The 26,029-nt window shown below is 69.0% G+C and carries 33 protein-coding genes and 1 pseudogene; 7 read left to right on the forward strand and 27 right to left on the reverse strand.

The annotated features are described in order from the left end of the window. Window positions 1-2: 2 nt before the first annotated feature. From AC5LSR_RS11100 to AC5LSR_RS11160, 13 genes and pseudogenes are all read right to left on the reverse strand, one after another. Window positions 3-776 (reverse strand): SDR family NAD(P)-dependent oxidoreductase, encoded by a 774-nt coding sequence (locus AC5LSR_RS11100; RefSeq protein WP_250280824.1) that lies wholly within the window; start codon window positions 774-776, stop codon window positions 3-5. A 364-nt stretch (window positions 777-1,140) separates the two neighbouring features. After that, window positions 1,141-1,521 carry a type II toxin-antitoxin system death-on-curing family toxin gene (locus AC5LSR_RS11105; RefSeq protein WP_250280806.1) on the reverse strand — a complete coding sequence of 127 codons (381 nt, stop codon included), beginning with the start codon at window positions 1,519-1,521 and terminating at the stop codon, window positions 1,141-1,143. Beyond that, window positions 1,518-1,724 carry a ribbon-helix-helix domain-containing protein gene (locus AC5LSR_RS11110; protein ID WP_250280808.1) on the reverse strand — a complete coding sequence of 69 codons (207 nt, stop codon included), beginning with the start codon at window positions 1,722-1,724 and terminating at the stop codon, window positions 1,518-1,520. The genes AC5LSR_RS11105 and AC5LSR_RS11110 overlap by 4 nt, the downstream gene beginning before the upstream one ends. A 105-nt stretch (window positions 1,725-1,829) precedes the next feature. After that, window positions 1,830-1,958 (reverse strand): hypothetical protein, encoded by a 129-nt coding sequence (locus tag AC5LSR_RS11115; RefSeq protein WP_445548439.1) that lies wholly within the window; start codon window positions 1,956-1,958, stop codon window positions 1,830-1,832. 205 nt (window positions 1,959-2,163) lie between these two features. Further along, window positions 2,164-2,460, reverse strand: coding sequence for a GlsB/YeaQ/YmgE family stress response membrane protein (locus AC5LSR_RS11120; RefSeq protein ID WP_250280811.1), 297 nt, complete (start codon window positions 2,458-2,460; stop codon window positions 2,164-2,166). Between the two features lie 623 nt (window positions 2,461-3,083). Next, window positions 3,084-3,398, reverse strand: a complete 315-nt coding sequence (locus tag AC5LSR_RS11125; protein ID WP_250291759.1) for a hypothetical protein — start codon at window positions 3,396-3,398, stop codon at window positions 3,084-3,086. Window positions 3,399-3,914: 516 nt separating this feature from the next. Then, on the reverse strand, window positions 3,915-5,558 hold the full coding sequence (locus AC5LSR_RS11130; RefSeq protein ID WP_250291762.1) for an ABC-F family ATP-binding cassette domain-containing protein: 1,644 nt from the start codon (window positions 5,556-5,558) through the stop codon (window positions 3,915-3,917). A 335-nt stretch (window positions 5,559-5,893) separates the two neighbouring features. Next, on the reverse strand, window positions 5,894-6,283 hold the full coding sequence (locus AC5LSR_RS11135; RefSeq protein WP_250282685.1) for a type II toxin-antitoxin system VapC family toxin: 390 nt from the start codon (window positions 6,281-6,283) through the stop codon (window positions 5,894-5,896). Next, complete coding sequence (locus tag AC5LSR_RS11140) at window positions 6,280-6,567, reverse strand: type II toxin-antitoxin system Phd/YefM family antitoxin (protein WP_250282687.1); 288 nt, start codon at window positions 6,565-6,567, stop codon at window positions 6,280-6,282. The genes AC5LSR_RS11135 and AC5LSR_RS11140 overlap by 4 nt, the downstream gene beginning before the upstream one ends. Window positions 6,568-6,668: 101 nt before the next feature. Continuing rightward, window positions 6,669-6,797: pseudogene (locus AC5LSR_RS11145) on the reverse strand (SUMF1/EgtB/PvdO family nonheme iron enzyme); the annotation flags it as partial. A gap of 101 nt (window positions 6,798-6,898) precedes the next feature. Next, entirely contained in the window at window positions 6,899-7,957 is a 1,059-nt protein-coding gene (locus AC5LSR_RS11150; protein WP_445548441.1) for a WD40 repeat domain-containing protein, read from the reverse strand. Further along, window positions 7,840-9,207, reverse strand: coding sequence for a protein kinase domain-containing protein (locus AC5LSR_RS11155; protein WP_250282691.1), 1,368 nt, complete (start codon window positions 9,205-9,207; stop codon window positions 7,840-7,842). The genes AC5LSR_RS11150 and AC5LSR_RS11155 overlap by 118 nt, the downstream gene beginning before the upstream one ends. A 3-nt stretch (window positions 9,208-9,210) precedes the next feature. Next, the gene (locus AC5LSR_RS11160) at window positions 9,211-9,609 is read right to left on the reverse strand and encodes a hypothetical protein (protein ID WP_250282695.1); all 399 of its coding nucleotides are present in this window, start codon (window positions 9,607-9,609) and stop codon (window positions 9,211-9,213) included. Window positions 9,610-9,708: 99 nt separating this feature from the next. Between AC5LSR_RS11160 and AC5LSR_RS11165 the strand changes: the two genes are divergently transcribed. Both AC5LSR_RS11165 and AC5LSR_RS11170 read left to right on the forward strand, forming a co-directional pair. Then, entirely contained in the window at window positions 9,709-10,734 is a 1,026-nt protein-coding gene (locus AC5LSR_RS11165; protein WP_250282697.1) for a sensor histidine kinase, read from the forward strand. Between the two features lie 106 nt (window positions 10,735-10,840). Next, entirely contained in the window at window positions 10,841-11,497 is a 657-nt protein-coding gene (locus AC5LSR_RS11170; RefSeq protein WP_493468416.1) for a response regulator transcription factor, read from the forward strand. A 329-nt stretch (window positions 11,498-11,826) separates the two neighbouring features. On the opposite strand, the gene AC5LSR_RS11175 is transcribed toward AC5LSR_RS11170, so the two are convergent. After that, complete coding sequence (locus AC5LSR_RS11175; RefSeq protein ID WP_250282701.1) at window positions 11,827-12,810, reverse strand: Rpn family recombination-promoting nuclease/putative transposase; 984 nt, start codon at window positions 12,808-12,810, stop codon at window positions 11,827-11,829. Window positions 12,811-13,444: 634 nt separating this feature from the next. Between AC5LSR_RS11175 and AC5LSR_RS11180 the strand changes: the two genes are divergently transcribed. Continuing rightward, a complete protein-coding gene (locus tag AC5LSR_RS11180; RefSeq protein ID WP_493468417.1) occupies window positions 13,445-13,726 on the forward strand; it encodes a hypothetical protein in 282 nt (93 codons plus the stop codon). 51 nt (window positions 13,727-13,777) lie between these two features. On the opposite strand, the gene AC5LSR_RS11185 is transcribed toward AC5LSR_RS11180, so the two are convergent. The 11 genes from AC5LSR_RS11185 to AC5LSR_RS11235 all read right to left on the reverse strand — a co-directional run bounded on the left by AC5LSR_RS11185 (window position 13,778) and on the right by AC5LSR_RS11235 (window position 23,005). Next, window positions 13,778-14,302 (reverse strand): MerR family transcriptional regulator, encoded by a 525-nt coding sequence (locus AC5LSR_RS11185; protein ID WP_493468418.1) that lies wholly within the window; start codon window positions 14,300-14,302, stop codon window positions 13,778-13,780. A gap of 95 nt (window positions 14,303-14,397) precedes the next feature. Continuing rightward, window positions 14,398-15,453 carry an NADP-dependent oxidoreductase gene (locus AC5LSR_RS11190; protein ID WP_250282707.1) on the reverse strand — a complete coding sequence of 352 codons (1,056 nt, stop codon included), beginning with the start codon at window positions 15,451-15,453 and terminating at the stop codon, window positions 14,398-14,400. 224 nt (window positions 15,454-15,677) lie between these two features. Then, a complete protein-coding gene (locus AC5LSR_RS11195; protein WP_493468419.1) occupies window positions 15,678-16,358 on the reverse strand; it encodes a formylglycine-generating enzyme family protein in 681 nt (226 codons plus the stop codon). Window positions 16,359-16,446: 88 nt separating this feature from the next. Next, window positions 16,447-17,910: an AAA family ATPase gene (locus AC5LSR_RS11200; protein ID WP_493468430.1), complete on the reverse strand. Its 1,464-nt coding sequence runs from the start codon at window positions 17,908-17,910 to the stop codon at window positions 16,447-16,449. A 75-nt stretch (window positions 17,911-17,985) separates the two neighbouring features. After that, window positions 17,986-18,225 carry a hypothetical protein gene (locus AC5LSR_RS11205; RefSeq protein ID WP_250282714.1) on the reverse strand — a complete coding sequence of 80 codons (240 nt, stop codon included), beginning with the start codon at window positions 18,223-18,225 and terminating at the stop codon, window positions 17,986-17,988. Window positions 18,226-18,457: 232 nt separating this feature from the next. Then, window positions 18,458-19,603 (reverse strand): Fic family protein, encoded by a 1,146-nt coding sequence (locus tag AC5LSR_RS11210; protein WP_250291769.1) that lies wholly within the window; start codon window positions 19,601-19,603, stop codon window positions 18,458-18,460. Window positions 19,604-19,916: 313 nt separating this feature from the next. Next, window positions 19,917-20,486, reverse strand: a complete 570-nt coding sequence (locus AC5LSR_RS11215; RefSeq protein ID WP_493468420.1) for an HAD-IA family hydrolase — start codon at window positions 20,484-20,486, stop codon at window positions 19,917-19,919. 475 nt (window positions 20,487-20,961) lie between these two features. Then, window positions 20,962-21,384, reverse strand: coding sequence for a type VII toxin-antitoxin system HepT family RNase toxin (gene hepT / locus AC5LSR_RS11220; protein ID WP_250282722.1), 423 nt, complete (start codon window positions 21,382-21,384; stop codon window positions 20,962-20,964). A 3-nt stretch (window positions 21,385-21,387) separates the two neighbouring features. After that, window positions 21,388-21,780 (reverse strand): nucleotidyltransferase domain-containing protein, encoded by a 393-nt coding sequence (locus AC5LSR_RS11225; protein WP_250282724.1) that lies wholly within the window; start codon window positions 21,778-21,780, stop codon window positions 21,388-21,390. 180 nt (window positions 21,781-21,960) lie between these two features. After that, window positions 21,961-22,425, reverse strand: coding sequence for a flavodoxin family protein (locus tag AC5LSR_RS11230; protein WP_493464987.1), 465 nt, complete (start codon window positions 22,423-22,425; stop codon window positions 21,961-21,963). Window positions 22,426-22,702: 277 nt separating this feature from the next. Continuing rightward, window positions 22,703-23,005, reverse strand: coding sequence for a hypothetical protein (locus AC5LSR_RS11235; RefSeq protein ID WP_493464986.1), 303 nt, complete (start codon window positions 23,003-23,005; stop codon window positions 22,703-22,705). 33 nt (window positions 23,006-23,038) lie between these two features. On the opposite strand from AC5LSR_RS11235, the gene AC5LSR_RS11240 reads away from it, so the two are divergent. Then, on the forward strand, window positions 23,039-24,331 hold the full coding sequence (locus AC5LSR_RS11240) for a cysteine desulfurase-like protein (protein WP_493468421.1): 1,293 nt from the start codon (window positions 23,039-23,041) through the stop codon (window positions 24,329-24,331). Window positions 24,332-24,400: 69 nt separating this feature from the next. Here AC5LSR_RS11240 and AC5LSR_RS11245 read toward each other — a convergent pair whose 3' ends face one another. Beyond that, window positions 24,401-24,625 (reverse strand): flavodoxin, encoded by a 225-nt coding sequence (locus AC5LSR_RS11245; protein WP_250282732.1) that lies wholly within the window; start codon window positions 24,623-24,625, stop codon window positions 24,401-24,403. Between the two features lie 124 nt (window positions 24,626-24,749). On the opposite strand from AC5LSR_RS11245, the gene AC5LSR_RS11250 reads away from it, so the two are divergent. The 3 genes from AC5LSR_RS11250 (at window position 24,750) to AC5LSR_RS11260 (ending at window position 25,617) form a co-directional block, all read left to right on the forward strand. Further along, window positions 24,750-25,037, forward strand: coding sequence for a type II toxin-antitoxin system Phd/YefM family antitoxin (locus AC5LSR_RS11250; protein WP_250282735.1), 288 nt, complete (start codon window positions 24,750-24,752; stop codon window positions 25,035-25,037). Then, entirely contained in the window at window positions 25,027-25,314 is a 288-nt protein-coding gene (locus tag AC5LSR_RS11255) for a type II toxin-antitoxin system RelE family toxin (protein WP_250282737.1), read from the forward strand. The genes AC5LSR_RS11250 and AC5LSR_RS11255 overlap by 11 nt, the downstream gene beginning before the upstream one ends. A 153-nt stretch (window positions 25,315-25,467) precedes the next feature. Continuing rightward, on the forward strand, window positions 25,468-25,617 hold the full coding sequence (locus tag AC5LSR_RS11260) for a hypothetical protein (RefSeq protein WP_493468422.1): 150 nt from the start codon (window positions 25,468-25,470) through the stop codon (window positions 25,615-25,617). A 50-nt stretch (window positions 25,618-25,667) separates the two neighbouring features. Here AC5LSR_RS11260 and AC5LSR_RS11265 read toward each other — a convergent pair. Then, window positions 25,668-26,029 (reverse strand): RpnC/YadD family protein (locus AC5LSR_RS11265; RefSeq protein WP_493468423.1); only part of this gene is annotated, 362 nt, incomplete at its 5' end.

A 26,029-nucleotide genomic window follows, 5' to 3' on the forward strand; every position in this document is an offset into this window, starting at 1 on the left:
TGTCAGGGCCGGCGGTGGACGTCGCGGGCGGAGGCCTGGTCGCGGGGGAAGAGGTCCAGCCGGGCTATGGTCACGTGCGGTGGGCGGGTGACCGCCCAGGTGACGGCGTCGGCGACGTCGTCGGCGGTGAGGGGGACGGTGCCGGTGTAGACCGCGGCGGCCCGTCCGGCGTCCCCGTCGAAGCGGACGAGAGAGAACTCGGTGTCCACCATGCCCGGGGCGATCTCGATGATCCGCACCGGCTGGCCGAGCAGTTCCAGCCGCAGCGTCTGGACGACCGCCGCCGCGGCGTGCTTGGCCGCGGTGTACCCGCCCCCGCCCGGGTAGACCTGATGGCCGGCGACACTGGTGACCACGACGATGCGGCCGTCACCCGAAGCGACCAGCGCGGGCAGGAAGGCCCGCACGGTACGGGCGACCCCGGCGACGTTGGCCTCCCACATCCACCGCCATCGCTCCTCCTCGGCCTCGGCCTCGTCCGCCGCCGCCACCGGGGCCAGCCCGAGCGCGCCGCCGGCGTTGCACACCACGACCTCGCAGGAGGCGACACCGGCCGCGAACGCCTGGACGGACGCGGCGTCGGTGACGTCCAGGGGACGGCTGCGGGCCGCCGGCCCGATGTCGGCGGCGACCGCCGCCAGCCGGTCGGCGCGGCGCGCGCCGAGCAGGACGTCGAAACCCGCGTCCGCCAACGCCCGCGCGCTGGCGGCACCGATCCCGCTGCTGGCCCCGGTGACCACCGCCAGTCCCCGGCGGGCATCGGCGCTGGCGGCCACGGGACGCGCGGCAGCGGAGGATTCGGCAGTGGAGGGCTCGGCAGTGGAGGGCTCGGCGGAGCCAGGAGGAAAACCGGAGGAGCCGGCGGGGCCGGTCGTCACAGGAGCCGTATCGCAGGCGTCAGCGGACACGACCGCCATTGTCGCCTGCCAAGGCCAGGAAGGTGCCCCCTGCCTGGCGTCCCGAGCCGGGCCGGCTCCAGGAACCGCGGATCCGGACCTATCAAGATCCAGATCTGTCATAAGTACAGTTATGATGACTACAGGTCTACAAGCACCTGGTCTACAAGCACTCGGTCGGAAGCAGGTTGTGGCAGCTCCTGGCGTCGTCAGCCTTCCGGCATGAGCTGGCCAGCCGTTGTGCTCAATCACCGTCCAACGGCACGACACGCAGCCGATGGGTGATCTCCTCGACGTCCGCGACGCCTTGGGCGACGTCCATGACAAGGTCGAACGCCTCGTCGTCGGAAAGGCCGGTCGCATGTCTGTTGACGTCGAGGAACACCACTGCCGCCAGCCAGGCCAGCCGCTTGTTGCCGTCGACCAGAGGGTGACTGCGGGCGATCGAGTGCAGGAGCGCGGCGGCCTTCGACGCGAGGGTCGGGTAGGCGTCCTGACCGAACGCGCTCGATCGCGCCCGGGCCGCCGCCGCGTCGAGCAGGCCGACGTCCTGTACCGGAGCGGTGCCCAGGCCGCGTACCAGGGTGAGCAGATCCTCCAGGTCCAGGTACTCGACAGGGCTCACACGCTGCCCAGGCGGGCGAGCACATCCCCCCACCGCTCGAGCATCCGATCAGCGCTGTCCCGCACCCGGGCAGCATGACCGGCCCGCTCGTAACGCTCCAGGACGGCACGTCGGATGATCTCCTGCCGGGAGGCGCCCTCGCTGGCTGCCAGCACCGTCAGGGCGTGCTCCAGCTCCTCGTCGGTACGTACCGTCAGGGCCATGTCGGTAACGATACCAGTCCGATACCAAGAACATCACAGCGTCGGACGGCAAACGATCGCCGCTTCCGCCGGCCGCTGTATGCCCACTGTTACCGGGACTCGCTGTTACCGGGAGCCGTACGGGTCGCGTAGCGGCTGGCTGGCGTATGCCTCCCGGACCGTCTGGTCGGCCCGCGCCGCCGGGCCCGGCGCTATCACGAGTTCAACCTCGGCAACAGGCCCAGGCACGCTCACAGTTTCCTCGTTTTTCTCTCCCTCGCCGCCCGCCGCGTTGGCCTGCTGGGAAGAAACCCTCCACATGAGACATGCTCTTAGTCGAATGTGGAGGGTGTCACAGTCCTGGGTGAGCCGCCGAGGAGAATCCCGCTCCCGGCGACTCACCCAGGACCTCAAGCTGCGCATGGGACGGATTCCCAGCCCGGCTCGGCCGGCCCCGCGTTTACCGGCGGACATACCTCTGGTGCCGATAGGAGCCGCGACCGTTCACAGCACGCCACGCCAGCAGTACCAGAACGGCACCGATTACGGAGCCGACGACACCGGAGGGCTGCAACGGACCCTCACCCGCATCCTTGTTGAATAGGGCATAACCGAGGAACCCGCCGACGAAGGATCCGACGATCCCGACGATTATGGTGCCCCCGATACCGATGCGGTCCGGACCGGGTAGTACCAGGCGGGCGACGGCACCGACGACGAGTCCGAGCAGCAGCGTGACGATGATGAACTCAACCATTGCCATTCCTCCTTGTCGTGATGATTACCGATGTGTTTTCCCCTGCCTTAACCTGCCGAATCTCTTGCTTCGTTTGATTCAGGTCACCATCGCCGGCTGCGGCCGGAGTCCGGCGCGGCGACGGTGACGGGCCGCCCGGTGCACGGGCGGCAGGACGATCTCGCCGGCAACCGCCCCACCGGTGGCGCCGGGGCCTGCCAGCCTGCGACGCGAGTGGCTTTGTCGCTGCTGGCCACGGTCTTCGCTGGCCACGGTCTTCGCTGGCCACGGTCTTCTCGACGGCCGCGGCAACCCGAGGTGATGCTCGACCTGCCCGCGGAAGGTCCCGGCGGCCTTGTCGCGGATACCTGGCGTCTTCTCGGTCGTCGCGGTAGCTTGTGGGTTCTGGCGGATCTTCGCCCGGGCCGTACCGGCCGTCTGCACAGCGGTGTCGCAGGTGCTGTGCGCGGTTGCCGCGACATGTATCGCGAGACCATCTGCCGCGCCGGCGATTTTCTATCCGGGATCGACGGCGTTTCTTCCGGAATCGGCGCTCATGGAATCCGGTCGCGAGAGGGCGGACTGTTCAGCCGTCGAAGATTCTCCCAGCAATCCGGCGATCTTTGCGACTGGGCGGGTGAAAGCTACGGTGAGGTCCGTACCGGTGATTCCGGCGCGTCTTCGCGTGCGGCACCGGCGGTCGGATTTTTCGCAGGCTCCCGTTCGATGATCATATCGTCCTCGAACATGATCGGAGGCGTGACCCTACGCTCGACGGACTCCTCTACGATATGCCGACGCCAGCGATCCCTGTAGATCGATACACCGAACCCAACCGCACCGACCATCATGAAGATCAGACCGACCGTGGGAAGGCTCAGCCCGGAGGAGTCCGCATGCACAGCGAACGCGAGGATGGCTCCCAGAGCCAACATCCCGAGACTCAATGCTATACCCATGCCTTCCCTATACCCATATCTCAGCTCGTATCACCTCGGAGTTGAGTCCAGGGGCGCGGCGTACGGCAAGTAGCGATCAGACGTCAGGAGACGACGGGGATCCGCTGGTCAGCAGCCACGTTTGTGATGTTCATAGGGGCTCAACAGAGTTCGTCGCCGTTCTCCGGCACCGCTTTCCCCTATTCGACCGATAGTCGATGTTGTTCCAGGTGCACGACGGATGGGACCATCGGCGGACAATCGCCCGTTTTATGGTGTTTTCGGCAGGGTGAAGAGCAGCCGTGCCACAGTCTGTTGCAACGACATGATCATACGAGAGTCCTCCACTCCCACCGGACCGGACCGGTGCGGGCAGAACCAGTTCCGGCCAGGCGTCGACGAGCAACGCCCGTCGACTCACCATGAGTGCGTGCGCCGGGCGGCCCGACGGTTGGCCCTCTCCTCACTCGGCAACGTGACGACCCGGCTCCGGGAGATCCAGGCTGTCCGTCACGATGATCGGCGTCCCGTGATGGCTCAGCGGTCGAGTTCGGTGAGCTTTCCGGCCTCGACGTGCAGGTGGCGGGTGACGTCGACGGCCGCGAGCATCTGCCGGTCGTGGGTGACGAGTACGAGGGTGCCCGGGTAGCCGTGCAGCGCCGACTCGAGCTGCTCGATCGCGGGCAGGTCGAGATGGTTGGTCGGCTCGTCGAGGATCAGCAGGTTCACCCCGCGCGCCTGCAGGAGCGCGAGCGCGGCCCGGGTCCGCTCCCCCGGTGACAGCGTGGCCGCGGCACGGCCGACGTGGTCGGCGCCCAGGGCGAACTTGGCCAGCAGGGTACGGGCGTCGGCGGTGGACATCTCGGGCCGGAAGCGGCCGAGGATGTCGAGCGGGGAGTCCGCCCCGGCGAACAGGCCGCGGGCCTGGTCGACCTCCCCGACGACCACACCCGGGCCCAGCGTCGCGGCACCGGCCGCCAGCGGGACCCGGCCGAGCATCGCGGCCAGCAGCGTCGTCTTGCCCGCCCCGTTCGGGCCGGTGAGCACGATCCGGTCGGCCCAGTCGACGTGGAGGTTCACCGGCCCGAGGGTGAAGGGGCCGCGCTGGACGACCGCGTCACGCAGCGTCGCGACGACCGCGCCCGAGCGTGGCGCCGCGCCGATGGTCATCCGCAGCTCCCACTCCTTGCGGGGCTCCGCGACCACCTCCAGGCGTTCGATCATCCGCTCGGTCTGGCGGGCCTTCGCGGCCTGCTTCTCCGACGTCTCGCCGCGCAGGTTCCGGCGGATCTTGTCGTTGTCGCTGGCCTTGCGACGCGCGTTGCGGACGCCCTTGTCCATCCAGGCCCGCTGCATGCGGGCGCGGGCGGCCAGCGCGTCCCGCCGGGCCGCGTACTGTTCGTAGTCCTCGCGGGCGTGGCCGCGGGCGCGGGCGCGTTCCTCCAGGTAGGACTCGTAGCCACCCCGGTAGAAGGCGATCTGGTGCTGGTGCGCGTCGATCTCCAGGATGGACGTGACGGTCCGGCTGAGGAACTCGCGGTCGTGGCTGACGACGACCGTCCCGGCCGGCCGTCCGGCTACGAACGACTCCAGCCGCTCCAGCCCGTCCAGGTCGAGGTCGTTGGTCGGCTCGTCGAGCAGGAAGACGTCGAACCGGCTGAGCAGCAGGGCAGCGAGCCCGGCCCGGGCGGCCTGGCCGCCGGAGAGCCCGGTCATCGGCGCTGTCAGGTCGATCGCGAGCCCCAGGTCGGCGGCGGACGCGTCGGCCCGCTCGGCGAAGTCGGCACCGCCGAGCGCCAGCCAGCGTTCCAGCGCGTCGGCGTAGGTGTCGGCCGCGCCCGGCTCGTCGTCGGTCAGCGCCCGGGTGGCCGCGTCCATCCGGCGGGTCGCCTCGGCGACACCGGTCCGCCGGGCGAGAAAGTCCAGCACGACCTCGCCCGGACGCCGCTGCGGCTCCTGCGCGAGATAGCCCACGGACGCGTTCGACGGCGCCAGCCGGACGCTGCCGGCCGCCGGCGCGTCGAGCCCGGCGAGGATCCGCAGCAGGCTGGACTTGCCGGCCCCGTTCGGCCCGACCAGCCCGACCCGCTCCGCCGGCCCGACGACCAGGTCAAGATCGTCGAACAGGTTCCGGCCACCGCGAGCAGCCGCAACCTCCTTGGCAACAAGCGTCGCGCTCATCCCACCGACCACCTCCCAGGCATCATCCAACCAGTGCCAGGAGAGACCCCTCGATCCGTGGACGGCGGACGGAGGCCCGGACGAATCGCGGGACTGACGACGAGCCGCGACGCCTTCGTTCCGGCAGGCCCACAGAGCATGCTCGATGACGTCGAGGGCGGAGCACACCACAGATCGGCCCGACGCTCCAACGCGGCCGGGGCGGTTCACCGATCGGCTGTAGGCGCGGAGACACCCTTGCCCGAGCTATTCGCCGCCTCGGCCTGGGACTGCTCCGCCGGCGGCGCTGGACGAGCCGACACAACCCGGCTCGCCGTAGCAGCACTGCCGCGGGCTCAGACAGGCACCGCGACGTTCAGGCGTTCCTGAACGGCAGCGGCAGAAAGACGTTTGTCGTAGCTGACGAAGACCAGCGACGGCGCATCGAGCCGCAGCGCCGTCGCGAGATGAAGAGCGTCCAGCGAACGCAGCAAAGGATCTGTCAGGGCCGCGGCTGCGACGATGACCGGCTGGTCGATGGGCACGAGCGTGACGCGAGACAGGACATCAGGCACCTGGGGAAGCGCGGCGGGATCGCTGCGGCGCAGTGCGCGGGTCACCTCCAGCACGGCGAGCGCGGATGACACCGAGACGCCCGGCCGGGCGGCCAGCCAGGATCGCAGCGCGTGTGTTTCCTGCTCCGGATGGACCAGCTTCACAAGCGCACTGGAATCCAAATAGATCACGGAGATTCCTCGCGCAGTTCAGCGACCACGTCCGTGGAGTCGCGCCCGTCCCAGGCACCGGTGGGAGCCGGCTCGGGGAGATCAGCCAGGCTCGCCGTGGGGACGACGACACGCCCCTCCACAACAAGTTGATCCAGGTAGTCGCTACCAGTCTGGGTCAGCTCCGGTACCAGTCTTGCCCATGGCCGCCCGTTGCGAGTGATGATGATCGACTCCCCCGCGTGAGCGCGATCGACCCAGGTACCCACGGCATGGCTGAGATCCCGCATACTGACGGTAGTCATACCATGAGTCTAACAGGTGTTAGACAGCCGGTCTGATCATAGCGGTGCCGCCTGGATCGCGGCGGTGGCCGGGCAAGAGCCCCAGCCGCGCGACACGTGCGTCAGCGGAGAACGGACCGCGCGACGCGAAACCCCACGTCGTCGACCTGGAAGTTCGGATGGCCGCGGCGGCGTACGGACGCCCGGCAGCTCCAGTGCTGGTCGAACCACCCTCCGCCACGTAGCACCCGCCCGTAGCAACGCTTGGCTTGTGGTCGAGTTCGCGAGCCCGATATGGGCCGCCGACGCTCTGCCATGACCGGTCCGCAGGGGCGGTGGCGTGGCCATCGCTTCACACCACCGCCCACAGGCTCACGGTTCCGTCCCTTCCGGCGACGGCGATGTTCTTTCCGTTGGGGGAGAACACGACGCACTCCACCCCGGCATTGTGGCTGGTCTCGACGTAGCGGACCGGCTCCACCGGGTTCGCTACATCCCACACCGTCAGCTTGACCCGAGGATCCTCGACGGAGGTGACGGCGACGGCCAGGTTCAAGGAATCCGGCGAGAACGCAAGCGAGTGGATATAGTAGCCCTTTCTCGTGTAGTCGTTTGTCGCGACCCGGGCTGGTCGGCGCGGTTCTTCTACGTCCCATATCTCGAAACCGAGGAGAGTTCCGACCGCCAGCATGCGCCCGTTTGGCGAGAAGGTCAGCTTGGGCTTGAAGATGTCGTCGAGGCGAAGGCCGGAGGGGAGGGTGGCTATCCGGGGTGCCCGACCGGCGGTTGACGTGTCCCACAGCGCGAGGAGGCCGTCATGGCTGGACGCCAGCATGCCCAGGTCAGGAGTGAAAGCGAGCCCGCCGATCGCCTTCGTGACGTCCAGCGTGGCTGTGGGTGCGGGCACGGGGGGATCCGCCACCAGGTCGAGCACCGCCACCTTGAATCCTCCGGCCATCGCCAGGGAGCTATCGTCCCGGGAGACCGCCAGCGACGACGGCGACGGAAGATCGGTGGATAGGATTTCCCAGGTGGATGTTGAGTTCGTGAAATCCCAGCGGACCGCTCGCCTGCCGCTGGTGAAAAGCCTCGGCTGGTGTGCTGAGAACACGATCGTGCTCACGTCGTCGACCTGTTCGGAAATCGTCTTGACACGAGTAGGGAGACTCGGGTCCGACAGGGACCAGAGAATCACGGTGTCATCCGCGCCCGCAGTCGCGATAACCGTGCTGTCGGGCGAGAAGCTCGCCGTCAGCACCCGTCCGTCGTGGCCTGCGAGGGTGGCGAGGTGCTTCAGCTTGGCGGGCACCGGGCTGGGCGTCGCGAGTGCCGTCGAGCTACGCGGAGACAGGGTTGGTATGACGTTGCGCGGCTTTGGGCTGTTGGGCCGGCTGTCGGGCCGGGTGACCACGACGGCAGAGGCCGCGGGAACCGCCGCGAGGAGCAGCGCGACAGCGGCGATCCAGGGGCGACGCGGGAATCTCCGTTGGCGGCTGGCCGGTGCGGTGAGTGGCCGGGACAGGGCCGCGAACGGCCGGCCGCGGCGCCGTGCGGCGGGTCCGGGCGGCGGGTCCGGCGACCAGCCGGGTGATTGTGGTGATCGTGGAGGTGACTGCGCCATACCTGTGGCCACGGTCGGGAACGGCGCCGCGTCGGGAGGGACAGTCGGGGGAGCCTGCGAGGCCGGCAGTGACAGGGGAACCGGTGGGTCCAGTGGTGCCGGGTGGCGCGGTAGCAATAACGGTACGTGCAGAGCTGCGAGCGGGGGTATGGCCTGGCCTTCGGCGGCCTCGCGGACCTCGGTACTGAGACGGGGCTGGATGCTGGTCCGGGAGAGCCAGCCTGGCCGAAGGCTGGCGGTGGCCGCGTGGGCGAAACTGGCCGCGAAGTAATGGGCGCTGGGGTGGCGCTGGGCCGGGTCCTTCGCCAGTGCGCGCATGACGACATCCGCCACGGCGTCTGGCACACGCCGGCCGGCCGGGCGGGCATGACGTTCAGATGCTGGTGGTAGAGCGCGTGGAGGGGCAGTTTTGGGTCGAACGGTGGCGCTCCGGTCAGCAGCTCGTAGAGGACGACGGCGAGGGCGTAGATGTCGGTGGCTGGTTCGAGCCGGCCGCCGATGATCTGTTCGGGGGCCATGTACTTCGGGGTTCCGGCCACCATGCTGGCGGTCGCCGCCGATCCCTTGAAAATCTTTGCGATTCCGAAGCCGGTGACTTTCAGCAGGCTGTTCGCGTCGAACAGGATGTTGTCCAGCTTGACGTCGCGCTGTAGCACCCCCAGGGCATGCGCGCAGGTCAGGGCCTCGGCGACGGCCAGCCCCACCGCGCAGGAGTCCTCCAGGGAAAGGCCCGTTCCGCGCCGACGGGTCAGAGTCCCGCCGGCCAGCAGCTCCATGATGATCAGACAGAGGCCGTCATGCTCGATGTAGTCGTAGACCCGGACGACGTGTGGGTGGTCCATAGTGGCCAGCAGCCGGGCCTCTGCTTCGAAGCCGGCCTCGGCGCCTTCGTGGGCCGCGGCGAGGATCTTGACCGCTACCTCGCGGTCCAGGCGGCGGTGCCGGCCAGCGAGCACCAGGCCGAAGTTTCCGGCGCCGAGTTCGGCACCCAGCTCGTAGACGGGTAGCGCGGCTGTCACCCGCGCGCGGTCGATCAGCATCGGTCAGGCCCGTTCGCCGGCCTGGACGTCGTGGATTACGCTGCCCTCTCGGTTGTAGGTGACGATGAGAAGCGTCCGACCGGAGCCGAAATCCGCCCACGGCAGCGTGCTCGTGGTCGCCTGCACCACCTTGACCGGCTGACCGAGCTTGGCGACGACCGCGGCATGGGAGTCACTCCACTGGAGGCCGCGCGGAAGGTCCCCCTGGTAGGCGCGGGTTCCGCCGATGCCTGGGCCATACATCTTGACCTGATGGATCCGGCCGCTGTCCCTGTAGAACAGGATGGTCCCGGCCAGTCTGCACTGGCGCTGGGAACCGTAGAGCTCGCACCCGTTCTCGGTCGAGTACCTGACGATCAGCGGATCGTTGACCGACCTGCCGAGCAGTTCCGTGTAGCTCACCCCGCCGGACTGGCCGGACTCCGAGTTGAAGGACTGACCGGAGCCGGACTGACCAGACGCCGAGTCGGAGCCCGGGCCGGGCCGCGGGCGATCCGACTCGTGGGAGGGACCGCAGCCAACGGCCGCGAGCGGTGGCAGCGCCGTCTGGCTGTCGCCTCCGCCGGCTCGCTGGCGGTCCTGGTTGCGACGACGGACCTGTTCCCCAGCTCCTATGATGACGTCATCCCCGACGGCGAGTCGCCGCTGCGGCTCCCGGACTGGCTGTACCTACCGCCGTTCGCCGTGGCCACGGTCGTCTTCGTGGTGTCGTTGGTAGCCATCTGGGCGCACACTGCCGTCCGTCTGGCGCGGGCGGCCGGCGCGGAACGGGCGCAGCTCGCCTGGCTGGCCGCCGCGGTCGTGCCGGTGTTCGGCGGCACCTTCTTCCTCGGCCGTGCCCAGCTCGCGCTGCTCAGCTGCCTGCTACCGGTGGCGATCGCGGTCGGCGTCTTCCGGCACAACCTGTTCGGCATCCAGGTCGTGCTGCGCCGCACCCTGGTCTACGCCGTGCTGACCGCCGCTGTCAGCGGGACCTACCTGGCGGTGACCGCCGCCGGCGGCACGGGGCTCGGCGGCGGCGGGCTGCCCGGTGTCCTCGCGGCGGCGCTGGTGGCCGTCGGGCTCACCCCGGCTCGGAACCGGCTGCAGCACCTCGTCGACCGGTTCGTCTACGGGGACCGGCGCGACCCGATGCAGGCCGTCGCCCGGCTGGGCGACAGTGTCGCGGCGACCGACGAGCCGGAGCTGCTCCGCGCGGTCGTGGAGGGCGTCCTGCGGCCCGGCGCGCTCGACGAGGCCGGCCTCGTCGAGGCGCTGCGGCGACACGCGGGCACCCTGGCCGCGCGGCTGCCGGTCAGGGTCGAAATAACTGGCGAACTACCGCGGCTGCCCACGGATGTGGAGAACGCGGCCTACCTGATAGCAGTCGAAGCACTGACCAACGTGGTCCGCCACGCCGACGCCGGCGCCGCGACAGTCCGGCTCACGGTCGACAGCGGGGCCGAAGCGCTCATCCTGGCCGTCCAGGACAACGGCCGAGGAATCACCGGGGCACCGCGACCGGTAGGTGTCGGATCGAGAGCATGACGCAACGCGCCACGAACCTCCGTGGAACGCTGGCATTCATCGATGCCCAGCCCGGGACCATCGTCCTGGCCACACTCCCGCTGGCGGGCCAGCCACGGAGGGCAGCATGACCACACCACGGGCCGAGCGGCCGATCCGGGTCGTCATCGCGGACGACCACCCCATGTACCGGTTCGGGCTCGGCGCGGCGCTGGAGGCCACCGACGAGGTCGAGGTCGTCGGCGACGCCGCCGACGGGCAGGAGCTCCTGGAAGCCGTCGCCCGGCACACGCCGGATGTCATCCTCACTGATCTCACCATGCCCAAGATGGACGGGACCGAAGCCGCCCGCCAGATCGGCGAGCGCTTCCCGTCCGTCGCCGTCCTCATCCTGACCATGCACGCCGACGACAACGCCCTTCAGGCCGCGCTCGATGCCGGCGCGCTCGGCTACCTGCTCAAGAGCGCCGACCGCGACGACATCGTGCAGGCGGTACGGTCGGTCGCCCGTGGCCACGCCTTCTTCGGCGACGGGATGGCCCGCCGGCTGATCGGACTACGCGAAGCCACCAGACCCAACCTTCCCTTCCCACAGCTGAGCGCCCGCGAACGCGAAGTGCTTACACTCGCCGCGGCAGGAGACGGCAACCGGCAGATCGCCGGCAAGCTGTTCCTCGCCGAGAAGACCGTGCGCAACCACATCTCGCAGATCCTGGTCAAACTGGCGGTTCCGGACCGGACCGCCGCCATCATCAAGGCCCGCGACGCCGGCCTCGGCCGCTGACGCCGACGGCCGGCGGCGGGCTCTCGCACGCCCGTCGGCCGCGTCATCGCCCTGTCCGGCCCACGAGGAAACGGTCGAACAGGTTCCGGCCACCGCGAGCAGCCGCAACCTCCTTGGCAACAGGCGTCGCGCTCATCCCACCGACCATCTTCCAGCGCTTCCCAGCGTCAGCGAGCCGACGTCAGCCGGCCGAGGCCGAACGGAACGACGCCGCGGTGCCGCGAGGTCACGGACACACCGACGAACCCCTCGGCCCGTGGGCGGAGGATGGGGATCTCCACACAGATCACCAGATCGACGGGCAGGGCTCGCCGTGGCGTGGCAGCCGGTCAGCGGAGGAGCTGGTCGAGGGTGTCAGCGGTCAGGACGCGGGCGGTCCAGGTCTGGAGCTGGTCGGCGGAGGCGTTGCGCACGGTGGTGAGCACGGCCTCGGGAAGCGGGCCGAACTTGAGGGTCAGCTGCTGGACAAGCGTCTCGACGCGGCCTTCCTGACGGCCTTCCTGACGGCCCTCCTGACGGCCCTCGGCACGAAGCATCTCTGCGATGGTCATGTAGGTCTCCTCCGCCTCCGGACCAAGAGCGACGATCAGATCATGCAACTGGTCACGGGCGTCCGCCTCGCCGACCAGCTCAATGTAACGCAGCAGAGCGGCGAACTCCTCCCTGCCGTCAGGGCCCTCGAGAACCGCGCGCAGTTCGTCCACCCACGGCCAAAGGTCCAGACCCAGCCGGGGATTGCCAGGGGCGATCTTGAGAAGAAGCAGGGTGAGCCGCACCGAATGGGTCAGCGGCCGCTCCCGCAGCACCCGCTCGTCGACGCGAACCAGATCGTCAAGGAGGAACTGGAACCGGGGCAGGTGCTCCCCCCAGGCGTCGGTGAGCTCCGGGTCCAGGTCGACCAGGTCAAGCACCTGAACCGGGGCGGTCCATGCATGCTCGTTGTGGTGCACGACCAGCGGGACCACCACCGGCAACCGAACCGCTCCGGGATGATCGGCCAGATAACGATCCCAGACACGCACGACGTAGCGCAGCATCCGGAACGCCATGAGCGGATCGTTACTGCTCTGATGCTCGATGAGAACGTAGATGAACGCCTCACGACCGTCGAGCGGAGCGGTGAACAGCAGGTCAGTATGCCGCCACCGCAGCGTGGCATCGACCAGACTGCCAGGAACAAGGACCAGCCGATCGAGGTCAAGCCGCTCGACGAGAGCCGACGGCAACGTCGCACGCAGCTGCGACGCCGCGTTCGACGGCGCACCGAGGATCCGGCGAAACACCGCGTCATGCGGCGAGGACGAACTCGACATAGCGGCACCGTACAGACGCGCACCGACATCTAATTCCGGCAGCGGGATCTCGGTGCCGTTCCACCTCCGCCACCCCGACCTGACGGCCCTCCCGATGCCTCGACGACTCACACGGGGAACGATGGAAAGACAGGCCAACCGCCGCCGACACGAGGCAACCATGTAGGCCGCACGTTGCCGAAACGAGGCCTCGGATGAATCACAGGGCTGAACCGCTGGTCTCCCACGTGGGCACGGCCATCCCGGGTAGCCGCGGCACGACCAAGATTCCGCACACTCACAGTAACCACAGTCGAGATCCAACAAGCGCTGGACACACCGCGCATGCGGAACGACCGGACCGCTGGGAGCAGGCGGGTCCGTATGGATGGGAGCCCCAGCACATATCACCCGAGGACCTGCGGTTCGATGGACTGGCCCGTGAGCTCGCCTCTCGCCCTGTGTCCGCGGGTTTACGCGACGCCATCACACATTCACACATACCCCTGTCGTGGGCGATGTGATACTCGACATCACCGAGGCCCTCTGGCTGACGGTGTGCTTCGAGGCCAGCGCATGGACACGTAGCCCCTCGCCACACAGGCCCGGGAAAGAGCACCGGATCAGCCCCGTCATCTAAACCGCCCGCCAGGAAATGGACGTCACCGACAGGAAGTGGCGAGCGAAACCGGGTGTCGACGCCCCGTTGGAGGAGTTCAGGAGGCTCGGTTACGAGTCCTGGAAACAAATAGACGATCATCATGCCACCGGTGACCCGAAGGAGCGGATGCCTCGCGGGAGAAAAGACGTCCGGGATGACCTGAAAGATGTAACGAAAAGCCTCAAAGCCATTGGCGTCCCGGGGTACTACATAATGAGTAATCGCGGCCGCCTTACCCGCGGCGATGGCGAACGGATTATGGCCGAGGTCTCATGAATTTCGGCAGGATACGGCGGCGCGCTGGCAGCGGACGGCCAGCAATCCTTATCACCTGACGTTTTCCGGTGTGGTACGTACCAGGTCGGTTGTGAGCGTGGGCATGTTCGTCTCGGCCACGGCGACCACGCCATCCCCCTCGTTCACCAACGTCATCGCTGCCGATACCGAAGAACTGCCGTCCACATTAGCCATCGTATCGTCATCCATGCTGTTCACCGTCAGTTCGGGGAGGCGGCTCGCCAGGCGGTTGCGGAGCTGGGTCAGGGCGGCAATGCGTTCGTCGAGTGAGGCGAGGCGGCGAGCGGCGACCGCCAGCGCGTCCTCGCACATCGGCGCCGGACGGAAATGGTCCGGCAGCGGGCGGTCGAGAAAACCCAGGAAGGAACAGGTGTCCCGGACGGTGAACCCGCTCGCGAGCAGCTTGCGGATGTTGTCGACCCGGGTGACGTCCGCGCTGCCGTAGAGCCGGTAGCCGCTGGGGGCACGCCGTGGGCTGAGCAGCCCCTGCTCCTCGTAGTACCGCAGCGTGCGCGTGGTCGTACCGGCCGCGCGGGCCAGTTCACCGATCCGCATGGTTCTCACCTCTCCCCCACGCCGGCCCCACGCCGGCCCCGACACTTCTCCGACGTCTCCCCGAGGCTTCCCCGGGTAACGGTAGCCGGGCGGGTCTACCGCGACAGCCGGACGACGACCTTGCCGGTGTACGCGCCACCCAGCATGTCGACGAAGGCCCGCGGGGCGTTCTCCAGGCTGTCGACGACGGTCTCGTCGAGGTGGAGGCGTCCCTGCCGGAGCCACTCGGCGACCTCGGCCCGGGCCTGGTCCGTCCGGCTCAGGTGGTCACTGGTGAGGAATCCCCGCAGCCTGAGCCGCTTGGCGATCGCGAGGACCAGGTTCGACGGCCCGGCCGCGCCGGCACCGCCGTTCTGCGACGCGAGCGCTCCGCACAGCGCGATCCGGCCGTGCGGGTTCATCACCTCGATCGCAGCCTCGAGCTGCGGGCCGCCGGTGTTGTCGAAGTACACGTCGACGCCGCCGGGAGCGGCCTGCCGGAGCCGGTCGGCGAGCTGGCCATCGTGGTGGTCGAACGCGGCGTCGAAACCGAGTTCCTCGACCAGGTGGGCGGCCTTGGCCGGCGAGCCGGCGCTGCCGACGACCCGGCCGGCACCCTTCAGCCGGGCGATCTGGCCGGCAAGGCCGCCCACCGCGCCGGCGGCCCCCGAGACGAAGACGGTGTCCCCGGCGGTCAGCCCGGCAACGTCGACCAGCCCGGCCCACGCCGTCAGGTACGGCGCGAGATGCGCGGACAGCGTCGGGAAGACCCGGCCGTCGACCCGGCGGAACCGCGCCGCGTCGGCGACCGCGTACTCGCGCCACCCCATGCCATGGTGAACCAGATCGCCGACGGCGAGATCCGGACTGGCGCTGAGAACGACCTCCCCGACGGCGTCCCCGTCCATCACCGCGCCCACCGCGTACAGCGGAATCGGCACACCGACGTCACTCATCCGTAGCCGCGCTCCCGCGTCCAGGGACAGGAACAGATTGCGCACGAGCACCTGCCCCGCCGACGGCGGCGGGACCGTCGTCCTCACGAGAGCGAAGTCAGCGGGAGTGGGCGTCCCAACGGGACGGGCGGCCAGGTGCACCTGCCAACCAACGCTGTCCCCGGCGAGAGCCGGCGGCTGGTCCGAAACAACGGAGGACGACTGGAATCCGGTCATGTCGCCGGACGCTAAACCCTGACGCGGACGTGAAGGTCAACCCTTTCCGCCAGTCTCCATCATGTGGCCGCACCCGGGATAACTCCGGCCACGCCACTCATCCAGCGCGCGCCCGGGCCACAGCGCTGGCGACGCTGACCGGGGCGATACGACTCGGATCGCTGTGACGGCGCTGCCCGCAGACCCCGGCGGGGCGTCCGGCGATCGAGGCAAAGACGCGTGCGTCAGCGGGGAACGGACCGCGCGACGCGGAACCCCACGTCGTCGACCTGGAAGTTCGGATGGCCGCGGCGGCGCACGGACGCCCGGCAGCTCCAGTGCTGGTCGAACCACCCTCCGCCACGCAACACCCGGTATGTGCCGTAGACCTCGATGTCGTAGATGTCCCAGCACCAGTCCCAGACGTTACCCAGCATGTCGTACAGGCCCCACGGGTTGGGCTGTCTGCCACCCACTTCGTGGATGCGCTCGTCCGAGTTGGCGCGGTACCAGGCGATGTCGTCGAGCGGACCATACCGTGGGCCTGTGGTGCCGGCACGACAGGCGTGTTCCCACTCGGCCTCGGTCGGCAGCCGGTACCCGTCCGCCGAGAGATCCCATTCGACATCCTCGCTGCCAGCACGGATGTCGTACGCGGGGGCCAGCCCCTCGTGTTGTGACATCGCATTGCAGAACCGGACGGCGTCCCACCAGGAAACGCTCTCGACGGGCAGCCGGTCCCCCCGGGCGGCGCCGGGCCGCTCACCGGTGACCTGTGCGTACCGCGCCTGGGTGACCGGAAACGCGGCGAGATGGTATGGCGCGAGCTCGACGGACCACCGCCGCCGCGTTCGCCGGTCCGACAGCGTCACCCGCCCGGCCGGGACAGCGATCATCGCGTCTTCCACGTCCGCCTTCACGGCCATGATCCTAATGAGTTCGTCGCAACGACGGACCGTGCCGGTGACACACAGACGGAGAGGCGAGGGCGAGCGCGGCGAGGGAAGGCGCCCGTCAGATCGGCTCGTAAAGGTCTGCCGGGCCGACGAGCAGGATGTCCGGTGACTGGCCGGCGGCCGCGACCAGTTGTTCACTGAAACCCGCCACGCTGAAACAGGCGAGTCGCGCGGTGGCCGCACCCGGGCGGTCCTGGGCGCTGAGCAGTTCCCGGATTCTCCTGAGCCGTTCCAGGTGGGCGAGGCCCATGGTGTCGCCCCACTTGGCCTCACCGATCATCAGGAGACGTTCCTGGTCGTCGTCATAGCCGAAGGCGACGACGTCGAGTTGATGGCTGGTGGGGGCGGACGGGTCGTTGACGACGCCCGTGGCAACCCGGCTGACGAGACCTCCACCGAATCGTTCCGGCGCGGCGTGGTGCGCGGTCCAGGATCGGCACACCCGCTCGAAGTGCGGCCCGAGGACGTTGCCGACGAAACGGCGCTGGCCGATCTTCCAGAGTTGGGCGAGCCGGCGGGTACCGCGTGCGTGCTCAAGATCGGACCACATGGGTCGCATCACGGCGTGGTAGAAGGTCACCAGCGGCTCGGCGATGCGGAACTGCGTGCGGTTGTCGCGGAACGCGTCCGGCTCCCGAGTGATCAGTCCACAGTCGGCCAGGACGGTGAGCGGATGGGCGAGATCCCCCGACTTCCGTCCGAGGTAGGACGCGATCCCGCCACGTGACGCGTTGCCCTCGGCGATCGCGGCGAGAACCGAGTGGTAGAGCGCGGTATCACGCAGGTCCGGCTCGTCGGCGAGCAGGTAGCGGCCCTCGCGGAAGAGGGCGCTGGTCGGCGAGAGCACGGTACGGGTTACCCAGGCGTCGAAGTCGTCGGGGCCGGCTGGAGTGTCATCGCGGGCGAACTCGCGGCGGTAGGCCGGGGTGCCGCCGACGATCGCGTGGACCTTCAGCGCGGTCACGGGGTCGTCGACGCCCCAGAACCGGGCCGCGAGCTGGTGGTCGAGCGTCGCGACGACGAGTTCGAGACCGGCCCGGCCACGCAGCGGTGCACCGCCCGCGAGCAGGCCGCCCATGAACGACATCGCGGACCCACAGAGCAACAGGCGCGTGCGGCTCTCGTCGCGCTGCGAGCGCCGCGGCGCCAGCACATTCTGGATGATCGACGGCAGCCGCGGGTTCGCCCGGACAAGGTACGGGAACTCGTCGATCACCACCGGCATGGCACGCTCGCGGCCCAGTTCGAGCAGGGCGTCGAACACGGGGTACCAGTCATCGAACATCAGCGGCGCCGGCGCGCCCACCCGATCGGCCAACGCACTACCGATCCGGCGCAACGACTCGCCGTCCGTGGCCTCGTCCGCCCCGAAGAAGAACCCACCGGTGGCCTCGCACAGCGCGCGGAGCAGGAACGTCTTGCCCTGCCGACGCCGGCCGGACACAACCCCCAGTGTCGCGCCGATCGCGTCGTCCGTCGCGAACCGTGTCAGCGCGTCCCACTCGAACTCCCGGTCGAACATGTCCACCGGACGCTCCAGCGTAACCAATCAGCCACTCCCCATCGATTCTCGTAAGCACAGTTATCATAACCGTACTTATGAGAGCCGGGCCTTCGAGACACGGCTGCGAACACGATCGCTGATCTCCTGGCGGCGCAGCGTGCGCTCGACCGTTCGGGCGGTCGTCCGACCGCTCCAGGCGTGGAGGGCACCGAACGGGTGGGCGCCGGCGGACGTGTCCTCCTGGATCGGCAGGTTCGACCATGACGCTATGTTGGCCAGGACGGCACGAACCTCCTCGCACTCGAAGCGCTCCATGATCACCTGCTCGGGCAAGCTGAGGAACACATGCGCGGAGCCGCGGGTGACACGACGGCTCCCTGGGGTGGGGCGGGATCGCCTGTTGAGGGTGTGCTTGACCCGCCGGAGAGCGGCGGCGCTGTGAGTCGCCAGCTCGCTGCCCTTCCCATAGCAGGGTCGGCCCCCGGTCTGGTTGACGCTCGGGGTCTGCGGTGATCAGGCCGCGGCCGAGCCAGCACCCTGATCATCAGGGATACGGGCCAGGGAATCAGTCGACGCCGTAGGGGTCGCGAAGCGGCTGGGCGGTGATCGCGACGCGGACGGAGCGCTCGGCCTGGGCGGCGGGGCCGGCGGCGAGGTAGCGCTGCGTGCGGCCATGGCCGGCCTCCTCGATCAGGCCGGCGGCCCTGAGCCCCTGCAGGTCGCGGATCGCCTGGTCGCGGGTCAGCCCTTCGTCGCGCATGTAGGTGGCGCGGCGCGCGCCCTCCGGCCGGGTCGCCGCGTAGAGGGCGGCGACGGTGCGCTCGCCGAGCCCGGCGGCCGCTACCTGGTCGGCCAGCACTTTCCAGATTTCGGCCGCGATGTCGAGGCGGCGTTGGACCAGCTGGGCCTGCAGGTGGTGGGCGCGCAGGCAGAAGCGCAGCCAGCCGTGCGCGTCGCGCTCCGGCTGGAAGCTCCCGCCCTGCGCATCTCCAAGCGCCGCGTAGTACATCGCGGTGTTGTGGGGGGACGATCCGAGCCACTCCTCGATGCTGGAGAACTCCGGCGCGAGGATCAGCTGCCGGGCGAGCACCAGTGTGTGTAGACAGCGAGCCATCCGCCCGTTGCCGTCACGCCATGGGTGGATGCTGACCAGGTTCAGATGTGCCATCGCGGCCCGGACGAAGACCGGGGCATCCTGGTCCCCGTTCTGGAGCCACTGGCACAGCTCGTCCATGAGCTCCGGCACGCGCTCGGCATCCGGCCCGGTGTAGAGCGGCGGGTTGTCCGGCGCGCCGGACACCCAGATCGGCCCTGCTCTGTACCGGCCGGGCGACCTGTCAAGGTCACCGCGAAGCATCATGAAGTGCAGTGCCGACAGCAGTATCGGGTGGAACGCGAAGACCTCGAACCGGGCGGCCTGGAGCACGTAGGTCAACGCTTCCGCGTAGCCGGTGACCGCGGCACGGGTCTGCGCGTCGTGTGCCGTCGGCATCTCCTCGCCAGCCGCCACCGCCTCGGCGTCCGCCACGTCGACGGTGTAGCCCTCGATCGTGTTCGAACCCCGGATCGCGCCCGCGATCAGGCTGCGCCGCAGCTGCCCCAGCCAACGGCGCGGCTCGACGACCTGGTGGCGCAGCTCGCCGCGGAACCGCTCGAGCTCGGCCAGCACGCGCTCGTCGGCCGCGTCGACCTCCGGCACACGAAACAACATGCGACAACGCTACGCGCCTCGTCGCATCGATGAGCGATGGGAGGCGTTGCCGGCAGACGTTCCACTGTCGGGGGCAGCCGGCTCCGCCGCGCCGGTCCGATGCTCGGATGTCGAGGGTTTGCTAAACTTCGCGCTGTGGACGAGTGGGGGTCCGCGTCATTTTCGTCGTCCAGGCCCTCGGATGCCGGATCCAGATCACCGCCGTCTTCGGCGACGACCTGTACATCCTGCGCAGCACCGACACCCCCGCCGCGTGAAAATCGACGAACCGCACCCAACTCATCACCTGGAGCAGGCGGCCTGGCGCAGACCATCAGATCGCCAGGCATGCCTCGACGTCCGCGATCGCCTGCGCGGTGGCACGGAAGAGAACCGGCTGCCAACCGGCCGCGCGAGCGCCCTCGACGGCCGCAGGGGTGTCGTCCAGAAAGACCATGTCGCCTGGAGCGGCTCCCAGCCGCTCGCACGTCAATGCGTACACCCGCGGATCCGGCTTGGCAAACCCGACCTCGTGGGAGTACACGATCACATCGGTGACGTCTGCGAAGCCATAGCGTTCCTGCTCACGCTCGCGCGCACCGACGAAACTGTTACTCAGGATTCCAGTGCGAAATCGCGGCCGGAGCCCCCGGAACCATGCGAACAGTTCGACGTTCAACGTCCCCAGGTATTCCTTCCACATAAGAGTCCAGAAGCTGGTCAGCTGGTCCTCGGGGACACTCAACCGTGTGCGGGCCGCGGCGATCACCTCAGCCTCTGACATCGTCCCCACCGAGCCCGCGAGGAGAACGTCATGCAGGCGCTCGAGAACAATGCCCGCCGCCAGCCCCGCCTCCTGCTCCCATCGCCGCACCCATCCCGTCGGCGGCGTCACCTCCAGCACACCCCCGATGTCAAGAACAACGCACCGCGTACCCATTCGTCGGGTTCCTTTCCAGTGTCGGCATCAGCACCAGTGGCCATCGACGGCCGTCGCGTCGTCTCGCAAAGACGAACAGCCGTCCTTCCCTGACGATCTTCCTGGCCCGTCCAGATCACACGGGCATCAGACCGGCCGCGACCGTCGCCCCGAGTTCCCAACAGGCCGCGCAGGCGTTTCCATTTCAGACCGGTCGTGATGGTTTCGACACCGCGGCCGGCGCCGGTCATGTCGCTGCCGCCATGGACGTGGAGTGCGTACGGCCGGCCGATAGTCGCCTCAGGGCACGGATAGTAGATCTGGTCGCAGAAGCGCCCGGAACTCGGGTGCATCAGCTAGCTACATTACGTGACAATGAGGTTGGCCTCCACGTCCAGCGGAACCCGGTTGTCCTGTGCCGTCGTCAGGGGTCGGACCGCGATCGCGCCCGGGCCCCCGGCTACGCCCCGGCGACAGACACGTACGCCGCTATTTCCCGGACGAATTCGTCAAGATCATCAAGGGCGTTCAGCCGAGCAACGACGATCTCATCGTTGACGTCGATGTAGTCGTGGACGAGGACGTTTCTGAAGCCGACAGCCTTGCGGAGCGACAGCGCGAGCGCAGAGGCCAGCGCTCCATGGACGCCAAGGAGACGGACCGCATCGCCGTTGTCCGCCGGCGGTCCCCAGCCCTGCGTCGCACAGATATGCTGCGCGACGTCGACGCAGGCCTCGATCGCCGTCACGAAGGTGTACTTCACCCCGCGCAGCCAGATCGGGTCCGCGCGGCGCTCATCGCTGGCATCCGACTCGCGGCGGAGCACGGACAGGTCGTCGGTGATCGCGCGGAGCAGGCGTAGCACCCGGGCCTCGTCGACCACCTGCTATGCGCTCCGGTCCAGAAGAGCTGCGGCGAACTCGCGGTGCGCCCGAGTGATCCGCGGGAGTTCGTCGAAGTAGATCTTTCTGGTCATCGCCTCCCAGCGCACCCGCGCGGCCCGGTCGTCCTCGAAGAGCAGCCGCCCGCCGGCCGCGACTCTGCCCGCGAGCTCGAGCGGCGCGTTGTCGAGGACAAGGAGGTCGACGCCGGGTGGCAGGAGTATGTCGAAGGAGTCCGGAGGCCGCGGCCCGCCGAAGTAGGCGGCGATATCGATGTCCGATTCCGCCCGCTGGCACCCGACGGCGCGGCTGCCGTGCAGATAGGCGAACTGGGCGCCTGCCTGACGCAGCACGGCGACAGCGTCACGCGTCGCGATGCCAACGAGCGTCTCGTCCATGCCCCGATCCTCGCAGACACGACAACCGCGCGGCACTCGGTTTCGCCCGCGTCGCCGGTCCGCACCGGGCGGGCGACGGCGTCGTGGACGATCAGGAGGATGGGCGTCTCGACGATGCGATGGCTTCGGTCGATGCCGTGTGCCGCCCTTGATCTACCACAGTACGTCGGTTGGCTCACATCAGTCGAACATCAGTGATGCGGCCGCGGTGGCTCCGAGTTCCCGGCACGCCTCTCGGCCCACGACGTCTACCTCGCCGACGATCGACAGCGGCTCGCGCAGGCGCTTCCACCTCAACCCGGTCGCGATAGCCTCGACCCCGCGGATCGCTCCGGTCGTGTCGCTGTTGCCATGGACGTAGAGGGCGTACGGGCGACCAACCGTTGCTTCCAAGATCGGATAGTAGATCTGGTCGAAGAAGTGTTTGAGCGCGCCGGACATGTAGCCGATGTTCGCCGGCGTGCCGAGGAGGTAGCCGTCGGCGGCGAGCACGTCGACAGCCGTCGCCGCCAAGGCCGGCTTGACGACGACATCGACGCCCTCGATCGCCTCGTCTCGGCTACCGGCCAGCACCGCTTCCAACATCACTTGCATGGTCGGCGAGGGCGTGTGGTGAACGGTCAGCAGGGTCGGCATCGCGACCATGCTATGGCCCTCGGCAGCCGCCAGGTGGCCACCATGCCGGTCGCCTCGTGGTCATGACCTACCGCGCGCCCGGTTGGCAGGTGGTGGCACAGGGGCGGGACCACACGTCGCCACACCCGACCAACCTGCCCACACCACCCACCACACAACCCCCTTCAGCTCCTTCAGCGGAACGAGTGTGTAAGTGGCTGCTGTGGCAGCCACTTGTTTCCTCATTACCATGATCTTCTTCTTCGCTTCGGACGGGCAGGGGCTTCGCCACGCCGAGTGATCGCGGTCAGCCGGGATGGGGTGTCTCGGCGCGTGCCTTCTGAAGTGCGGCCGCCCACCAGGCAAGCTGGCTGAACATCGTCTTGGCGTAACCGGGTGCGTCCGGGCCGGTCGGCCGGCCGGCGTCCCAGGTCACGAAATAGTTCGGGAATTCCAGACCGTCACGGATGGTCACCGCGTGCGGCTCGGTGAGGACGTTCTCCAGGTGCAGGACCGCGTGCCGGCCGCCCGCCGCGCCCCCGTGACACCTCGTCCATCGGCCCCGTGACCGGCACGGCTCCGCCGGCCCTCCTCCTGAGGCCCTGATCACCCGCGGTCCCGTGCCGATACGGACGGCCCGACGGTGACGAACGGTGCTGGCAGGCTTGGGGTGGTGACCGAGCCCCACACCGTCCCAGACGCCGCTACCGCTTACGGCATCGCCGCCTACGACGTCGCCGCGGTCCGCAGCCGCTTCCCGTCACTCGCCGCTGGCGCCGCCCACTTCGACGGGCCGGGGGGCTCGCAAACTCCCGATGTCGTGGCGCGGGCGGTCCACGACACGCTCATCCGCCCGCTGGCCAACCGTGGCACCGTGACGCTCGCCGAGCGCAACGCCGAGGACGCAGTCGTCGCCTGCCGTACCGCCCTCGCCGACTTCCTCGGCGTCGAGCCGGACGGCGTGATCTTCGGTCGTAGCATGACGCAGAACACGATGGACCTCGCCCGCACGATCGCGAAACGGTGGGGTCCGGCCGACGAGGTGGTCGTCACACGGCTCGACCACGACGGCAACGTCCGGCCCTGGGTGATCGCCGCGCGGGCGGTCGGGGCGACGGTCCGGTTCGCCGACTTCGACCCCGAGACCGGCGAGCTCGAGCCGGACCAGATCGAGCGTGTCCTCTCCCCCGCCACGCGGCTGGTCGCGGTCACGGCGGCCTCCAACCTGATCGGCACCATGCCCGACATCGCCGCGATCAGCCAGCTGGCCCACACCGTCGGAGCCTGGCTGCACGTCGACGCTGTGCACTACTCGGCGCACGCGGCGATCGACGTACCGGCCCTCGGCGCCGACTTCTACGCCTGTTCCCCCTACAAGTTCCTCGGCCCCCACTGCGGCGTCACCTACGGCAGGCCCGATCTCCTCGAGCGGCTTTCCCCCGACAAGCTGTGGCCCGCGACCGATGCCGTGCCCGAGCGGTTCGAGCTCGGCACCCTCCCCTACGAGCTGATGGCCGGCACGACGGCAGCCATCGACTTCCTTGCCGACCTGGCGCCCAGCGCGGCCGGCGCAGGCGCGGACCGGCGCGGAAGGCTCCTCGCTTCGATGGCGGCGCTTCAGGCTCGCGAGGACGTCCTACGCGAACGGATCGAGACGGGGCTGCGCCAGCTGCCCGGGGTCACGCTCTGGTCACGAGCGGTCCGCCGCACGCCAACCCTCCTCACGACCTTCGATGGCCATGACCCGCAGGACATCCGGGCTTTCCTCGGCGAGCGCGGGATCAACGCCCCCGCTGGCTCCTTCTACGCCTACGAGGCCTCCCATCGGCTCGGCCTCGGTGACGCCGGCGGTCTGCGGCTCGGGCTGGCGCCGTACAACGACGACAACGACGTCGACCGGCTGCTTTCGGCGCTGAGGGAATACTTCGGCCGCTGAGCGGATCGTGCACGAACCTCAGGGGTCACATGCCACGGTGTCGCGTCGGCGGACGGGCGTCAGCCTTCGTCAGGCTGGCAGCGGCTGTGGCCCGAGCTCCCGGCAGGCCTCGTGCCCGGCGGCGTCCACCTCGCCGATCACGGCCAGCGGGTCAAGCAACCGCTTCCATCTCAGGCCGGTCGTGATGGTCTCGACGCCGCGGACGGCACCGGTAGTGTCGCTGCCGCCGTGGACGTGGGGTGCGCCGGACCGGCCGACGGTCGCCTCGAGGTACGGGTGGCAGATCTCTCGCACGCGAGCGGTCGACCGGCGGGTGAGCCGCTCCGCCCGGCGCTGGGCAGGCCGCCGCTCCCGGTCCGCGCCTCGGCCTCGATCGCGAGATCGACAGCGGACAGCCGAAAGACTAGAATTCTGGTCTATGCAGACGCTGCCTCTCTCGGACGTCAAGGCCCGGCTGTCAGAGATCGCCGACGAGGTCGACCGCACACACGAACGTGTCCACATCACCCGCAACGGCCGCGAGTACGTCGTCCTGATGTCGGCCGAAGATCTGGCGTCCATGGAGGCAACACTGGAACTCCTCTCCGATCCAGCGGCCGTGGCCAGGATCAGAGCGGCGGACGAGGCCGTCGCCGCCGGTGACGTGACAACCGGCGCGGAAATAGCCGCGATCATGCGGCGACGACACGAGCAGCGTGAAGGCTGACGGCGCAGGGCCGCCCTACCGGCTGGTCCTCTCGCCCGGCGCTCGCCGCGCCCTGAGCCAACATCTGCCGGAGGCGGCGGCCTTCGCGGCGTGGGAGCTCATCTCCGGTCCGCTGCTGGATCGTCCACGCGTCGTCGGAAGCCCCCTGCGCAAGCCCTTCGAGGGGCTGTGGCGGGCGCGACGGGGTGAGTACCGTGTCCGCTACCGGATCGACGACGGCACTCGGGAGATACAGGTCCTCGACATCGACCACTGCCGCGGCGCATACCGTCCCTGACATCCCAGCGGCATTTCCTCACGGTGCGCACCACAAAGTCGCGTACGCCGCACGGTCACACCACGTGTCGCATGGGGCTCGCCGCCGCTGTCGATCGGAGGCCCTGTCCAACGCCCTCCCGATCCTCGTCGAGTGCGACGAGGACGCTGTCTGGTGCGCGCATGCGCAGCTGCGTCCAGGTGTGGGTGCCCATACGAGGGGGCCACCGGGCAGGACGAGTTGGACGACCTGCGCGAGACGCTCGTCGGCCTGATCGAGGAGCTCGGGATTCCCCGGGAGGTGTCCGTCACCGCGGCGGCCTGATGCCGCCGATCGTCCTTGAACCGTACAGGCCCGTCGTGGCGGGCTGCTGGTCAGTCGAGGAGCTGATCGAGCGTGTCAGCGGTCAGGACCCGGGCGGTCCAGGCCTGGAGCTGGTCGGCGGAGGCGTTGTGCACGGTGGTCAGCACCGCATCGGGAAGCGGGCCGAACTTGAGGGTCAGCAGCTGGACCAGCGTCTCGGCGCGGCCTTCGATGCGGCCTTCGACGCGGCCTTCGGCGCGGAGCATCTCCGCGATGGTCATGTGGGCCTCCTCCGCCTCAGGGCCAAGAGCGGCCATCAGGTCGTGCAGCTGGTCACGTGTGTCTGCCTCCCCGACCAGCTCAATGTAACGCAGCAGCGCGGTGAACTCCTCCCTGCCGTCAGGGCCTTCCAGGACCGCGCGCAGCTCGTCCA

The organism is Protofrankia sp. CiP1_Cm_nod4, assembly GCF_982290645.1.